At 67.5% G+C, this 16474-nt stretch carries 6 protein-coding genes; 2 read left to right on the top strand and 4 right to left on the bottom strand.

Going from position 1 to position 16474, the window contains the following annotated elements:
• Positions 1-280: 280 nt before the first annotated feature.
• The 4 genes from AC6EI8_RS01780 to AC6EI8_RS01795 form a co-directional block, all read right to left on the bottom strand.
• Positions 281-841, bottom strand: a complete 561-nt coding sequence (locus AC6EI8_RS01780) for an RNA polymerase factor sigma-70 (RefSeq protein WP_149319882.1) — start codon at positions 839-841, stop codon at positions 281-283.
• 143 nt (positions 842-984) lie between these two features.
• Positions 985-1248, bottom strand: coding sequence for a DUF4880 domain-containing protein (locus AC6EI8_RS01785; protein WP_223129709.1), 264 nt, complete (start codon positions 1246-1248; stop codon positions 985-987).
• Between the two features lie 108 nt (positions 1249-1356).
• Positions 1357-3168, bottom strand: a complete 1812-nt coding sequence (locus AC6EI8_RS01790) for a cyclic peptide export ABC transporter (protein WP_498381114.1) — start codon at positions 3166-3168, stop codon at positions 1357-1359.
• 278 nt (positions 3169-3446) lie between these two features.
• Entirely contained in the window at positions 3447-5657 is a 2211-nt protein-coding gene (locus AC6EI8_RS01795) for a TonB-dependent siderophore receptor (protein ID WP_498381115.1), read from the bottom strand.
• A gap of 260 nt (positions 5658-5917) precedes the next feature.
• Here AC6EI8_RS01795 and fhuF point away from each other — a divergent pair, with 260 nt between their 5' ends.
• Positions 5918-6658, top strand: coding sequence for a siderophore-iron reductase FhuF (fhuF, locus tag AC6EI8_RS01800; protein ID WP_498381116.1), 741 nt, complete (start codon positions 5918-5920; stop codon positions 6656-6658).
• A gap of 111 nt (positions 6659-6769) precedes the next feature.
• Positions 6770-16471: an amino acid adenylation domain-containing protein gene (locus AC6EI8_RS01805; RefSeq protein WP_498381117.1), complete on the top strand. Its 9702-nt coding sequence runs from the start codon at positions 6770-6772 to the stop codon at positions 16469-16471.
• Positions 16472-16474: the final 3 nt, after the last annotated feature.

Below are 16474 nucleotides of genomic sequence, written 5' to 3' on the forward strand. Positions count from 1 at the left end.
ACTCCGCAAGACTGGGTTGACGCGGTCCGACCCACCGGACCGCAATGTCACGGCAGGACGCAAATTGCATTCCGGGAAGCGGCGCGATGGAGGGCTGGAACTCGGGTAGACGGGGATAACAGGATGCGATGGTCGCGCTTGCACGGTCCCGATCAAGTGGTATCGGATCACGCGGCGCCGGATCAAGTGGTATCGGATCACGCGGCGCCGGATCAAGCGGTGCCGGATCAGGGGGTGCCGGATCAAGCGGTACCGGACTGCACGGATTGCAGGATGAAAATTACGCAGCGCCGAACAACGCGTCGCGGCAATGGGTCATCGCATCGCGGATCATGAAATTGACCAGTGTCGGAGACACGCCGAGGATCACCGCGATCTCCTTCTGCGTCATCCCCCGAATCCGATACATCTCAAAGGCTTTCTGGGTACGCTCTGGAAGTTCGGCCAGCGCGCCCGCCACCGTGCCGAGCGCTTCGCGGCCCAGCGTGATGGACTCCGGCGACAAGGCGTCGCTGGCCACCAGCAGGCCATCTTCCTCGCAGGCGGCGTGCCGTTGTTCCAGCGCCGCGCGCCGATGCCGATCGATGGCGAGATTGCGCACGGTCTGGAACAGGTAGCCGACGGGTTGCCGGACGACGATGGCGCTCTCCTGGTCCATCAGCTTCAGGAAGGTGTCCTGCACCACGTCCTCCGCGCCGGCACGGCAGCCCAGGATGCGCGCCGCGGCGTCGATCAGGGCTCGGCGATAGCTGAGGAAGGTACCGAACAGTTCCTGATTCATATGGCGCGGCTGGTGCGCCTCGACAGGCGTCCGGACCTCGTTGATCGGTTGCTCGGTCATTTCGTTCCCCCTCCCAGAAGAAACCGACGGACATGCTAACGCAAATGCGACTCATTCGCAATTATAGCGACATGCCCGTGCGATTCGAAGAGGCAATGTGTAAAGGTTGGTGGCCGAATGCGACCGAGGTATGACAGCGAAGGTCAGCCGTGCCGTGTGGGGCGCTGCCCTGCCGTGGGCGGCATGCGCGCTTCGAGGGCGGCCTGGATCGAGGGGGTCGCCGCACCGGTCGCCTGCCACACGGCGCAGGCCTGGCGGAACGACTCGATGTGATCGGGCGACTGGTCGAGCCAATCGAGCAGGCGTTGTTCGGCGCTGGCGTCGAGCATGCCGTCCCGCATCAGCATCACCCAATCGAGCGCTTGTTGCCAGGCGATGTCGTTGCCCGGCGATCGGTTCTGGACCACGTACAGCTCCCCTTGATGCGTTCTTGTGCGCCGATGTCATGCACCAGCGTCGTGTGACGCGATTGTAGCGGAGTCGCTGCCTGGGCACCGGCGCAACGAGCCGGTGTCTCATGCCGCGCGCTGCCGCTCGGTGGCGATCGCCACGCCCGCCGGCTCTGCGGCCGGTTGGTGTTCGCGCTGATGTTCGGGCGGGTATTCGGGCGGGTCTTCGGGCTGGTATTCGCGCTGGTGTTCAATGTGCTGCTCGCGGATGCGACCCTGTTCGAGCAGCACGATGCGATCCCCCGCATCGAAGTAGCGATCGTCGTGCGAGATCACCAGCACCGCCTTTCCCTGCGCGCGCAGGGCCGGCACGATCTCGCGATAGAACACTGCCTTGAAGGCCGGATCCTGATCCGCGGCCCATTCGTCGAGCACGATCACGGGCCGATCCTCGAGACAGGCGGCGACCAGCGCCAGGCGCTTGCGCTGGCCCTGCGACAGCGCGCGCGTCGAGAACGCGCCGCCGCGCACGGTCACCTTGTGCTGCAACTGCAGACGCGCCAACAGCTCGTTGGCACGCGCGTCGAGCGCCGCGTATCTGCCTTCATGATCGCCCTGCCCGTCATTGCCACCCGCCCCCCCCTCTTCACCTTCCGAGGCCGCGCCCAGCAGGCTGTCGAACAGATGGAAGTCGGAGAACACCGCGGTGCACTGCTGCCTGTGTCGCTCACGGTCAGACGCATCGGCGATCGCCTGGCCATTGAGCACCACGCTCCCGCTCTCCGGCGCATACAGGCCGACCAGCAGCTTGGCCAGCGTGGTCTTGCCGCTGCCATTGCCGCCGACGAGGAACACCACCTCGCCGGCGCGCAGCGACAGATCGATCGGCCCCAGCGTGAAGGCGCCGTCCTCACCATCGCGGAAGTAGCGATGCGTGACGCCGTGCAAGGCAAGCGCGACGAACGGCCGGCGATCGCCCGCGGCATCTGCCTGCCCCTGCTCCACCGCCAGCGGCCCGGTGGTATCGGCGATGCGCTGATACGCGATGCGCGCCAGATTGAACTGCGGCAGGCTGTTCAGCAGGCCCTCCAGCGGGGCCATCATGTAGAGGAACACCAGCGTATAGCCGCTGGCGACGGCAGCATCCGCGCCGAGCGGCCACTGCACCACGAACAGGATGATGCCGATCACCGCGAAGAACAGCGTGCTGCCGATCGTCAGCGACAGATACAGCAGCGACAGCCCCTGCGTGCGGTTGGTCCTGACCGCATCGATCGCTTCGGCCAGCGGCCCGCTGGCGAACGCCTCGCGGCGTTGGCGATGCAGCTTCAGTTCCTTGGCGCCTGCGAAGATCGCGCCGAAGCGTTCGATCAACACATCGTGCCATTTGCCGGCATCGCGCAGATAGCGCTGCGAACGCTTGCGGCTGAGCCGGTAGCAGATCGAGCCGGTCAGCACGGCAACCAGCGCGAACAGGAAGACCTGCCACGACAGATAGGCCAGATAGGCCAGGCAGCCGAGCACGATGGTGCCGTTCATCACCACGAACGGCAGCGCTACCAGCAGCGTCGCCACCTGATTGGTGTCCTCGCCCAGCAGCGCGAGTCCGCGCCCCGGCCCAACCCGTTCGAGCTCGGCATAGGGCGAGGCCAGCAACCGGCCAGCGATATGCTCGCGCAGCCTGGCCAGCACCGTCTGGTTCAGCCGCACGAACAGCATCAGCGCGGCGGTACGGCACAGCAGCACCGCCACCGCCAGGGCCGCGAAGCGCAGTCCCAGCGCCGTCAGTTGATCGGCCGGCGTCGCCAATGCGCGATTGATGGTGGCGATCAGCCCCACCGACGCCGCGCCGCCGGCCAGGCTGGCCACGATGGCAAACGCCAGCAGATGGCCCGAGGCCCGGAACAACACATTGCGCAGCGAGGGGAAGGCGGACACGGTCGGTGGCTCCACGAGGAAGAGGTCTTCTTCCTGTGACGAACGAAGGTGCCCGCGAATTAGGCGGAAACGGACGCCGCCAGTGCCGGCGACGTTCGCAGGGCCGGATTGCCGGCGCCTTGGCGGGCCTCTGGCCTCTGGCCTCCGGGCCTCCGGGCCTCCGGGCCTCCGGGCCTCCGGGCCTCCGGGCCACGGTGCCTCGGTGCCTCGGTGCCTCGGGACCTCGGGCCTCGAGGCGCGGGGCCCAGGCCGGGGACCAGGGCCCCGGCCTCAGGCCCTCACCAACGATAAGTCGCCGTGGCCAGGATGTTGCGGCGATAACCGTAGTAGCAGGTCGTCGCGCTGCCGCACTGCCCGACGTACTCCTTGTCGAGCAGATTGGTCGCGGTCAGCGCAAAGCGCCAATGCTGGTCCAGCGTGTAGTGGATCGCCGCATCGGCGAGCCACACCGACGACACCTTGAAGGTATTGGCCGCATCGCCCCAGGTCGACCCGATATAGCGCGCGCCGGCCCCCATGCCGAGGCCGCGCAGCATGCCGCCGCGCATCGTGTAGTCGACCCACAGCGCGGCCGTATGGCGCGGCCGGTTGGTTGGCGTCTTGCCCAGGTCGGGCCCGTTGCTCTTGGTGGTTTCCAGATTCATCAAGGTGTAGGAGCCAATCGCCTTGAAGCCGTTCTGGAAGTCCATCGTGCCTTCCAGCTCGAAGCCGCGCGAGCGGATCTCGCCGGTCTGGATCTGGAAATTGGTGCCAGCCGGACGCCCTGGATCGGGCGTCAGCACGTCCTGCTGCCGCAGGTCGTAGACCGCCGCGGTGAGGAAGCTATTGCTGCCCGGCGGCTGCAACTTGACGCCCAGTTCGGTCTGCTTGCCGGTGGTCGGCTTGAACGGCGAACCCTGCCGATCGGTGCCGGCCTGCGGCTGGAACGAAGTCGAGTAGCTGACGTACGGCGTGATGCCGTACGGCGCCTGGTACAGCAGGCCGAGGCGATAGGTGAAGTCGTCCTGGTCGATCGGCGTCGTGGTCACGGTCCGCGCGTTGGTCGCCGTAACGATCCGCGTCGAGGTCGTATCCGAACTCGCCCAATCCTTGCGCCCCCCGGCAACGAACGTCAGCCGCTCGGTCAGCTTCATCTGGTCCTGGAAGTACACGCCGAGCTGACGCTGGGTCTGCTCCGCGTTGGTGTACGAGGCGATCGGATTGATCCGCGCGCCGTAGACCGGATTCCACGGATCGATCAGGCCCAGCGGCGGGGTGCCGACCGTGCCGAAGCCCTGCTTGTCGTCGAACTTGCCGTGCTGGTAGTCCACGCCGACCAGCATCTTGTGCCGGACCGGACCGGTGCTGAAGTCCGCCTGCAGCTGGGTGTCGACGCCGATCGTATCGAGCTTGCCGCCCGCATCGAGCGAGCCGCGCCGCAGTTGCTGCTGCGCGGCCGAATTCCAGCCCACCGCGTAGACCCCCGTATAGGTCAGGTCGCTATGCATGTAACGCACGTTCTGGCGCACGCGGAAGGTGTCGTTGAAGCGATGCTCGAAGGCGTAGCCGATCGCGTATTCCTCGCGATCGAAGGTATTGAAGCCGGGTTCGCCGGTGAAGAACGAGCTCGAGATCCTGCGGCCGTTGACCGTCGGAATGACCGTGCCCTCGCGCGGCAGGAAGTTGATCGCGGTGCCCTGCCTGTCGCGCTGATAGTGGGTCAGCAGCGTGAAGGTGGTATCGGCGGACGGGCGGAACGTCAGTGCAGGCGCGATGAAGATGCGATCGTCCTTGGCGTGGTCGGTCTGCGTATCGCTCTTGCGGAACAGGCCGGTCAGCCGATAGAGCACGGTCTGGTTGCTGTCCACCGCGCCGGACAGATCGAAGCTGGCCTGCTTGCGATTGTGCGAGCCGTATTGCACGTTGACCTCGCGCAGCGTCTCGGCGGTCGGCCGCTTGCTGACCAGGTTGATCAGGCCGCCCGGCGCATTGGCGCCATACAGCACCGAGCTGGGGCCGCGCAGCAGCTCGACGCGCTCGAGCCCGTAGGCGTCGACGCGCGGCATCAGGTAGCCGCTCGTGTAGTAGTTGATGTACAGGCCGTCGAGATACTGCCGTGCCGGGAAGCCCCGGATCACCGGCTTGTCGTAGCGCGACTCGACGACGTTGTCGCCGACCACGCCCGCCGAATACGCAAAGGCCTCGGACACGGTCTGCACGCCGCGGTCTTCCATCTGCTCGCGGGTGATCACCGAAATGGACTGCGGCGTCTCCGACAGCGGCGTGTCGGTCTTGGTCGCGGTGACGCTGCGGCGGGCGACATAGCCGCCGACCGGCCCGATCCCGGTTTCCGACCCCGCTGCCCGGACCGTGACTTCCGGCAACTGCCCCGCCACCGGCTGGCCCGCCGGTGCCGCCTGCTGCTGCGCATGCGCGCTGCCCGCCAGCGCAAACAACATCACTACCGCCCGCCGGACCTCCGTCCGCCGGCAATCGAACACCCGTTGCATGAGACTCCCCTTCTTATTGGATCGCGCCGGCCCGGTACGCAAAAGGCTTACCGTAATGCGTCTGCGAATGATAATGATTCGTAATTATTACGTGAGTGACGGGAAAACGGCAATAGGGAGCCTGAACACGGGAATTGGCGGCTGATCGGCACAAGAAAGGCGCGCCGCCTAATTTCCTGCGGCGCCGGTCCGTCTCTCGTGGAAGGCGGCGCCCAACCGCGAAGCCCTGATACGGCCCCACCCGGCCTGGAGATTTCCGTTTGATTGCCGAACTCACGCCCTTCTTTCCCGGCCCGCTGCGGCGCTTCGGCGAAGGGGTCACCGCGGCGCCCGCCGGTGCGGAAGCGTTGCCGGGAAGCCGGTTCGCCGAGCCGGCCGCCTTGCAGCAACGGCTGGCCGATTACCGCGACACCATCGGCGCCGAGCACGAACGCGCCCCGCCGGCGCTGGCATCGTGGTGGGCCCGGCACTACTGCGTGGTGCTGGTGCCGCCCGTGCTGGTCGCGGCGGCTGCGCTGGGCCGGACCGTACCGGTATCGCTGGACGAGGTCGATATCGCCTTCGGCCCGGATGGGCTCGTATCGCGCATTCACTTGCGGTCATCGGCGCTGGGCCAGGGCGCGGCCACGTTGGACGACATGCTGGCCGCCATGACCCAGCGCCATCTGGCGCCGGTGTTCGCCGCGCTGTCGGCACTGACCCGTGCGTCGCCGCGCGTGCTGTGGAGCCACGCCGCCGAGTTCGTGCAATACGTCGGCATGAACCTGCTCGCCCATCCGGCGCTCGACGCACGCCGCCGCGACACGCTGGCGCGGTGGCTGCGCACCGACACGGACGCCGATGGCCGGCCGCATCCCTATCGCGCCGCCTATCTCGACCGTCCGCAGGCGGACGGCGGCGAACGGCGCGTGCGCCGCGTCTGCTGCCTGAAGTACCGGCTCGACGGCGACGACTACTGCGGCACCTGTCCGCTGCGGGCCGAATGCGCGGCCCTGTGCTGATCTCCGCTTGATGCCCGCCCCGCCGCGCTAAATTCCACGCCCCTCCCTTCGTCTTCCTTCTGTCGGACGTGCTGGTGCAGCACCGGTCCATCGATTCGCAAAAGGACAGCAATGCAAGGCGAGACGCTGCTCGACTATTTGATCCATCACGCGACCAGCCGCGGCGATGCGACGGCACTGACGGTGCTGGATGAGGACCACCCGGAAGGCACGACCTACCGCTACCGCGACCTGCTCGCACGCGCGGCTGCCTATGCCACGCGCCTGAGCGAGGTCGCGCAGCCCGGCGAGCGCGCGATGATCGTGCTCGACACCGGCATCGACTACGTCAGCGCGTTCCTCGGCTGCCTGCTGGCGCGCGTGATCGCGGTGCCAGCGTTTCCGCCGGAATCGATGCGGCCGCAGCATCTGGCCCGGCTCAACGCCATCGCGGCCGATGCGCGGCCCAGCGTCGTGGTGGTCGACGACGGACTCGCAGGCGACTGGGCCAGTGGGCGGTCGGACAGCCTGCAAGCGCGCATCGTCGCCGTATCGTCGGTCTCGTCTGGCTCGTGGGTTTCCTCGGTCGGCGAAACGATGCCGGGAGCGGCCATCGCCGACGCCAGGGCATGGGCCGCGGCCGTCCGCCCCGACACCGTTGCCTTCCTGCAGTACACCTCCGGCTCGACCGCGACGCCCAAGGGCGTGATGGTGACGCACGCCAATATCGTCGCCAACGAAGCGGCCATCGCCAGCCAGTTCGGCACCACGGCCGACGACGTGATGGTCAGCTGGCTGCCGCTCTATCACGACATGGGGCTGATCGGCGGACTGCTGCATCCCCTCTACGGCGGCATGCCGCTGGTGCTGATGTCGCCGACTTATTTCCTGCAGCGGCCGCGCCGCTGGCTCGAGGCGATCGACCGCTTCCGCGGCACCGTCAGCGGCGGCCCAGACTTTGCCTATCGGCTGTGCGTGGAACGCGTGCGTGCGGCACAGGTCCAGACGCTGTCCCTGCGCAGCTGGCGCGTCGCCTTCTGCGGCGCCGAGCCGATTCGTGCCGAGACACTGGAACGGTTTGCCAGCCACTTCGCCGACGCCGGCCTCGACGCTCGCGCGCTCTATCCCTGCTATGGACTGGCCGAGGCGACGCTGCTCGCCACCGGCGGTCGCCCCGGCGAGGGCGCCATGATGATCGGCTTTGATGAAGCGGCGCTGGCCACCGGCCGCGCCGTTGCATCGATCGATGGCGGCGGCGCGCGACTCGTTGCCTGCGGCGACGCGGCTCCGGGCCATCGCATCGAGATTCGGGATGTCGAGCATGGCAGCCCCGTTCCGGACGGACAGATCGGGGAGATCTGCATCGGCGGGCCGAGCGTGACCGCGGGCTACTGGCAGCAGCCCGAGGCCACCGCCAGCACCTTCCCGCATCACGACGACCCCGCCTCGCGCTATCTGCGCACGGGCGACCTCGGCTTCCTGCACGAAGGCAGGCTCTACGTCGCCGGACGTTCGAAGGACCTGATCATCGTCCGCGGGCACAACCTGTATCCACAGGACATCGAGATCGCGGTCGAAGGCGCGGTCGAAGTCGTGCGCAAGGGGCGCGTCGCGGCCTTCCCGTTCCAATCGGCCGACGGGCAGTTCGAAACGATCGGCGTCGCCGCCGAGATTGCGCGCAGCATCCAGAAGTTCGGCTCGCCCGAAGCGGTGGAAGCGGCCATTCGCGAGGCAGTGGCGCAATGCTGCGGCGAGCCGCCGGGACTGGTGCTGCTGCTGCAGCCCGGCGAATTGCCGAAGACCACCAGCGGCAAGCTGCAGCGTTCGCGCTGCCTGCCTGCCTGGCGCAGCGGCGAACTGGCGCTGTGGGCGGCATTCGAATCGGGGCGGCGGCTCGCATCCGTTCCATCGTCGGAGGCCGCCGCCTCAACGGCCGCTATCGGCAACGCCGTGGCGCTGCAGGGTACCGAGGCAACACTGGCGGAGCTCTGGCAGGAAGTCCTCGGCGTTTGGCCTGCGTCGGCCAATGACAACTTCTTCGCCCTGGGCGGCAATTCGGTGCGCGCGACCCAGCTGGTGTCGAGAACCCGCGAACGCCTGCATCGAGGCTACGCGTTGTCGCATCTCTTCGCCGATGGGACTCTGCGGGCCAACGCGGCGGTCATCGATGGATTGCTGGCGCGCGACGACGGTGAGGCTTCCCACGGGGAAGCGGCAATTACGCGCCGAACCGAAACCGACCTGGCGCCGCTGTCCCCGGTGCAGCGCGGCTTGTGGGTACTGTGGTCGATGCAGCCGGACAGTGGCGCCTACAACGTCTCCGGCGTGTTGAAGCTCCACGGCCGGTTCGATCGGATCGCACTGCAACGCGCGGTCGATGCGCTGGTCGCGCGGCACGAGGCACTGCGCACGCGCTTCGAACTCGACCAGCACGAAGAACCGAGGCAACGGGTGCTGCCCGCCGGCGCCTGCCCCATCGCCGTGCTGGATTTGCGCGAGCACGGCTCCGATGCAGCTGCCGAGGCGCAGGCAACGGCCAGAGCGCTCAGCGCCGAGCCCTTCGACCTGCTGGCCTCGCCGCCACTGCGCGTCGCGCAATTGCGGGTGGCGGACGAGCAGGAATGGCTGTCCATCACGGTTCACCATATCGTGTCGGACGGCTGGTCGATGAATGTCGTGATCGACGAGTTTTGCCGGCTGTACGAGGGCTTCGTAGCGGATCGCCCCGTCGACCTGACGCCGCTTGCGATCCGCTACGCGGACTATGCCTGCTGGCATGCGGATCGCCTCGTCGCCGGCCAGCGCGACCGTCAGCTCGCCTACTGGAAGGATCGTCTTGGCGACGAGTCCCTGGTCCTGGAGCTGCCGAGCGATCGCCCCCGCCCCGCGGTGCAAAGCCATCGCGGCGGCGCGGTGCCGTTCATGCTAGGCGGCGCGCTGGCGACGAGCTTGCGTCGCATCGCGCTGGGCGCACAAACCACGATGTTCGCGGTGCTGCTCGCCGGGTTCCAGACGCTGCTGTACCGCTACACGGGGCAGCGCGATGTCCGCGTCGGCGTGCCGGTCGCCAATCGCGGCAGGGTCGAAACCGAAGGCCTGGTCGGCTGCTTCGTCAATACGCTGGTCGTGCGCACGGATATCGACGGCAGCATGCCGTGGGACGCCCTGCTCCGCCGGCTGCACGAGACGGTGCTCGAATCGCAGCAATACCAGGATCTGCCCTTCGAACAGCTGGTCGAGGCCTTGCAGCCCGATCGCAGCCTCGCCCATAACCCGCTGTTCCAGGTCAAGTTCAACCTGGCGCTGCCGATCGCCGTCCCGAAACGACTGGCGGGCCACGCTGTCACGGCCGAACAGATCGAAGGCGATGTCACGCGCTTCGATATCGCGCTGGATCTGGTGGAGAGCGAGGACGGCATTGCGGGGCGATTCGGCTACGCCACGGACCTGTTCGATTCCGACACCATTGAACGGATGCAGCAGCACTATGTCGGCATCCTCGAACAGATCGCGTGGACACCGACGCTTCGCGTGGGTGAGCTGGCGTTGGGCAATGAGGACGGGCGCCTTGTCGGCGAGGCTCTGGAGTCGGCTGCGGTCGATGTGCTGACGGCATGGCGGCGTAGCGTCGTGGCGGATCCTTCTGCCGTCGCGTTGCGATATGAGGAACAGACCCTGACCCGCGGCGAGGCCGATCGGCTTGCCAATGGCATTGCGGCTGCGCTGGCCGAGCGCGGCATTGGGCGCGAAACGCGGGTCGGGCTTTGTGTCGAGCGCTCGCTGGAGTTCGTTACAGGCTTGCTTGGCATCCTGAAGGCCGGGGCGGTTTGCGTGCCGCTCGATCCGGCACAGCCGGTCGAGCGCTTGCGCCAGCTATTGGACGACGCTGGGGCCAGTGTTGTCGTAGGCTCGGGGCCGGGCTCCGTGCCGGAGTTCGGACCGGGGTTCGGGCCGGGGTTCGATTGCATCGATCCGACGTCCGTGACGCCGGTCGACGATGCGCCTTCCGTCTCGCTGCTTCCGGGCCAGGCCGCGTACCTGATCTATACCTCCGGCTCCACCGGCACCCCCAAGGGCGTGGTGGTCAGCCACGACGCGCTCGCGCATTACGTCTCCGGCGTGCTGCACCGCCTGCAGTTGCCTGCCGATGCCTCGATGGCGATGGTCTCGACTACCGCCGCCGACCTCGGCCATACCGTGCTGTTCGGCGCCCTTTGCAGCGGCCGGGCCTTGCATCTGATCTCACGCGAGCGGGGCTTCGATCCCGATCGTTTCGCCGAGTACATGTCGCGGCACCGCGTCGGCGTGCTCAAGATCGTACCCAGCCATCTGCGCGGATTGCTGCAGGCCCGCCAACCCGCTGACGTCCTGCCCGAGCAGGCGCTGATTCTTGGCGGCGAAGCGACCTCGGCCGAACTGGCTCGGACGATCCGCGGCCTGAAGCCGCACTGTCGGCTGTTCAATCACTACGGCCCGACCGAAACCACGGTCGGCGTTCTGACGCATGAAGCGATGGCCCTGCCCGAACGCCAGTTGCCGACCGGCACGCCGCTGCCGGGCTCCCGCGTCTATGTGCTTGACGCCGACCTGAACCCGGTTCCCGCCGGCATCGTCGGCGAACTCTATATCGCCGGACCGCAGCTGGCGCGCGGCTACCTCGGTCGCCCAGGGCTGACCGCCGAGCGCTTCGTCCCCGATCCCTTCACCGAGGGCGAGCGGATGTACCGCACTGGCGACCGCGTCAGGCAGGATGCGGCAGGCCGAATCGAATACCTTGGCCGCCAGGACGAACAGGTCAAGATCCGCGGCTACCGGGTCGAACTCGGAGAGGTTGCGCATCTGCTGCGGTCGCAAGCTGGCGTCAAGGACGCCGCCGTGATCGTCCATGAGGACCGTCTGGTCGCCTATTGCGTGCTGGACGGCACGGATACCGCGACACTGAAAACGCAGCTCAAGGCCCAGCTGCCCGACCACATGGTCCCGGCACAGCTCATTGCGCTCGACCACCTCCCGGTCACGCCAAACGGCAAGCTCGATCGTCGCGCGCTGCCTGCCCCGTTGTGGGAGGCCGAGGGCTACATCGCCCCCGCCAACGAAGCCGAAGCGCTGCTGGCCCAAATCTGGCAGGAGGTCCTGGGCGTCGAACGCGTCGGCGCCACCGACAACTTCTTCGAACTTGGCGGCGACTCGATTCTGTCGATCCAGTCGGTCAGCCGCGCTCGCCGCCTCGGCCTGCGCTTCACGCCCAAGGACCTGTTCCTGCATCAGACCGTGCAGGCGCTGGCCCAGGTGGCCAAGCGCGACGAGGCCAATCGCCACGTCGACGACAAACCTGCCGGCGAGGTGCCGCTGCTGCCGATTCAACGGGCGTTCTTCGAGACGCCGATGCCGAACCGCAATCATTGGAACCAATCCGTGCTGCTGCGTCCCGTGGAGCGCCTGGATCCGGACGCACTGCGCGGCGCGCTGAAGGCCTTGGTCGATCATCACGACGCATTGCGGCTGCGCTACCGGCAGCAGGACGGCCAATGGCAGCAACGCTACGCCGCGCCCGGCGATAGCGAGCTGCTGTGGCAACAGCAAGTCGCCGACACGGATTCCATCGAAGCGCACTGCGATCGCGCCCAGCGTAGTCTGGACCTCGAACAGGGACCATTGCTGCGCGCACTGCATCTGCAATTGCCGGATGGCAGCGAGCGCCTGCTGCTCGCCGTCCACCACCTTGTCGTCGATGGCGTCTCCTGGCGCGTCCTGCTGGAAGACCTGCAACAGGCATACCGGCTGGCCCAGCAACGCCAATCCATCGCGCTGCCGCCCAAGACGGCGTCGTACAAGGCCTGGGCACAGGCGCTGGTTCAACATGCGAACTCCGACGAACTCACCAGGCAAGCAGACTACTGGTGCGCCCAGCACGGCCCCGAGGTGCCATGCGACCACGCCGCGGCGGACGATCGCATCGCGCAAGCCGCCACGCTGACCTTGGAATTGTCCGCCGAGCAGACCCAACGCCTGCTGAAGCAGGCGCCAGCCGCCTACCGGACGCAGATCAACGACTTGCTGCTAAGCGCGCTCGCGCAGGCAGTGGGCCAATGGGCCGGCGTCGATCGCGCCGCCATCCTGCTCGAAGGGCATGGCCGGGAAACCCTGCTTGCTGCACCGGATATCGGCCGCACCGTCGGCTGGTTCACGACGATGTTCCCGGTCGTGCTGCCGGTGGCCGCCGACACCGCGGCCAGCATCAAGTCGATCAAGGAGACGCTGCGCGGCGTTCCCGATCATGGCATCGGCTACGGTCTGTTGCGGCATCTCGCGCCGCAGGCCATCCGCGAACGACTCGCAGCGTACCCATTGCCCCGCATCACGTTCAACTATCTGGGCCAGTTCGACCAGAGCGTCGGCGGCGACGCGCTGCTCGATTTCGCCGACGAGCCAAGCGGAGAGAGCCGCGATCCGGAAGCCCCGCTTGGCAACTGGATCACGATCAATGGCCAGGTCAGCGGCGGCGTGCTGTCGCTGGGCGTCACGTTCAGCACCGCCCGCTACCGGCACGACACCATCGCCTCGCTGGTGGATGCCTATCGGGACGCGTTGGAGACCACCATCGACCATTGCATCGGCATGCCGCCCGGCGCGCTGACACCGTCCGATGTGCCGCTCGCCGGCCTGAACCAGCATCAGCTCGATCGCCTCGACGGCGGCCAGATCGAGGACCTGTATCCGCTCACGCCGATGCAGCACGGCATGCTGTTCCACTCGCTCTACGCGCCGGAGGCCGGGCTGTACGTCAACCAGCTCGCCATCACGCTCGACGGACTCGATGCCGAGCGCTTCCGCTCGGCCTGGGATGAGACGGTGGCGCGGCACGAGATCCTGCGGACCGGCTTTATCTGGATCGACGGGCAGGCCATGCAGGCGGTCTATCGGCAGGTGCCTTCGCCGGTTCGCATCGATGCCGAACGCGACTGGAACGAATCGGCGTGCGAGAACGTTGCGCTCGAAGAACGCAAGCTGGCCTTCGCGCTCGACACCGCCCCGCTGATGCGCGTGCGCCTGCTCCGCCTGGGTGCGAACCGCTACCGCATGATCTGGACCAGCCACCATCTGCTGCTCGATGGCTGGAGCACCGCCCGCCTGATCGGCGAAGTCCTGCAGCGCTACCACGGCCAGCCGGTCGAGGTGCCCGCCTCGCGCTATCGCGACCACATCGCCTGGCTGCAGACCCACGATGTCGCCGCAAGCGAGTCGTTCTGGCGCGAGCGGCTGCAAGCGCTCGACGAGCCTACCCGGCTGGCCTCGGCACTTCCCGCACCGGATGCCGGCACCGGTCACGCGACGTGCCGCACCAGCCTCGATGCCGACGCCCTCGCCCGCCTCCAGCGCAGCGCCGCCAGCCAGCATCTGACGCTGAACACGCTGTTGCAGGCGGCCTGGGTCATCGTGCTGCAGCGTTATACCGGTCGGCGTGCCGTCGCCTTCGGCGCGACCGTGGCCGGTCGGCCGGCGGCCTTGCCGGGCGCCGAGGCGATGCTCGGCCTGTTCATCAATACCTTGCCGGTGATCCAGGCACCCACGCCGGACCAGTCCGTCGCCGACTGGCTGCAGGCACTGCAAGCGGAGAACCTGGCGCTGCGCGAGCACGAACACGTGCCGCTGTACGAGATCCAGCGCTGGGCCGGTCAAGGCGGACAGGCGCTGTTCGACTCGATCCTGGTGTTCGAGAACTACCCGGTCGATGCCGCGCTGCGCCAGCGCGAGCAAAACGGCCTGAAGCTCGGCGAGGTCAGCCATGCGGCGACTACCAACTATCCGCTGACGCTGGTGGTCTCCGCTGGCGCCACGCTGGATATCGTGTGCAGCTATCAGTGTGAAGCGTTCTCGCACGCTGCCGTCGAGCAATTGCAGCGGCAATACTGTGGGGTGCTCGACCAGCTTGCCGCTGCCCCGACGGCACGTATCGCCGACTTGAAGTTGCTCGATACGGACCATGACGAGCCTTCGCGCGACCCGGATACGCCGGACCGCCGCTACTCGGCTGCGGATCCCGTCCACGTCGCCATCGCGCGTCAGGCGGCACAGCGCCCTGATGCCATTGCGCTGCGTTGCGGCGAACGCGCGGTCAGCTACGGCGAGCTTGATGGCGCCGCCACGCGTCTTGCCTACGCCCTGCACGCAGCCGGTGTCGGCCCGGAAACCGTCGTCGGCGTCGTGCTCGACCGCAGCCCCGACCTGATCGTACGGCTGCTGGCCACGCTGAAGGCCGGCGCCGCCTACCTGCCGTTGGACCCCGAACTGCCGGCTGCGCGTATCGAGCAATTGCTGCGGGACGCCGGGGTCAAGCTCGTTCTGACGTCCCAGGCGCTGGCCGGCCGCATCGTTACTACCCTGCCGGTCATCGTCATCGAGGACATTGGCGAGCCGGAAGCGGTGCAACTGTCCGCCGTCGATCCCCGGCAGCTCGCCTACCTGATCTACACCTCCGGCTCCACCGGCACGCCCAAGGGCGTCGGCGTCGAGCACGGACCGCTGGCGATGCACTGCCACGCCACCGTCGAGCAATACGGCATGGGACCGGACGACCGGGAGTTGCACTTCCTGTCGTTCAACTTCGACGGCGCGCACGAACGCTGGCTGGTACCGCTGATCGCCGGCGCCCAGCTGGTGCTGCGCGACGACGCCCTGTGGAGCGCCGAGCAGACTCTCGAAGTGATCGCGCGCGAAGGCGTCACCAATGCCGGCTTCCCGCCCGCGTACCTGCTGCGTCTGGCCGAGGCGGCCACCGAGCCGGTGCCCCTGCGCCTGCTGTCCTTCGGCGGCGAAGCGATGTCGCGCGAAGCCTTGGCCCGCATCAAGCAGAAGTTCCAGGCCGGCACGCTGATCAACGGCTACGGACCGACCGAAGCCGTGGTCACGCCGCTGGCCTGGGTCGGACAGCACGACACCGATTGCCCGAGCGCATACGTGCCGATCGGCCAACCGGTGGGCGACCGCACCGCCTACGTGCTGGACGCGGACCTGAACCCGGTGCCGGTAGGCGTGGCAGGCGAGCTCTATATCGGCGGCCTGGGTCTCGCGCGCGGCTATGTCGGCAGACCGGGACTGACCGCGGAGCGCTTTGTCCCCGACCCCTTCACCGCTGGCGCCCGCATGTACCGCACCGGCGATCTGGTACGGCGTTGTCGCGACGGCAGCATCGAATACGTCGGCCGGCTCGACCATCAGGTCAAGATCCGCGGCTATCGCATCGAACTGGGCGAGATCGAGGCGCGGCTGCGCGCACACGAAACCGTGCGGGAAGCGGTGGTCGTCGCCCACGACGGTCCGGGCGGAAAGCAGTTGGTCGCCTATGCCGTTCCCGCCGAAGACCAGCCCGGCGTCGGCGCGAAGCTGAAAACCTATCTCGAAGGCTGCCTCCCGCCCTACATGGTGCCGGCGCAGATCGTGCCGCTGAACCAGTTGCCGGTTACCTCCAACGGCAAGCTCGATCGCCGCGCCCTGCCCGAGCCGGTTTGGGAAACCCATTCCTACGTGGCACCGCGCAACGACATCGAGGCATTGCTGGCGGCGATCTGGCAGGAAGTGCTGGGCGTCGAACGGGTCGGCATTCACGACGACTTCTTCGAGCTTGGCGGCCATTCCCTGCTGCTGACGCAACTCGTTTCCCGGCTGCACCGCGAGTTCGGCAACCCGCTGACGCTGCGTCAAGCGATGTCGCTGCCCACCGTGGCCGAGCTTGCCGAATACATCGCCCAGCAACAGGCGACCGGCGCCACGGTCAACGTCGCCAGCCAATTGCAGACCATCGACGACTTGATGGCCGATCTCGAGACTTCCTGATCC

The organism is Cupriavidus sp. R6-3, assembly GCF_059772245.1.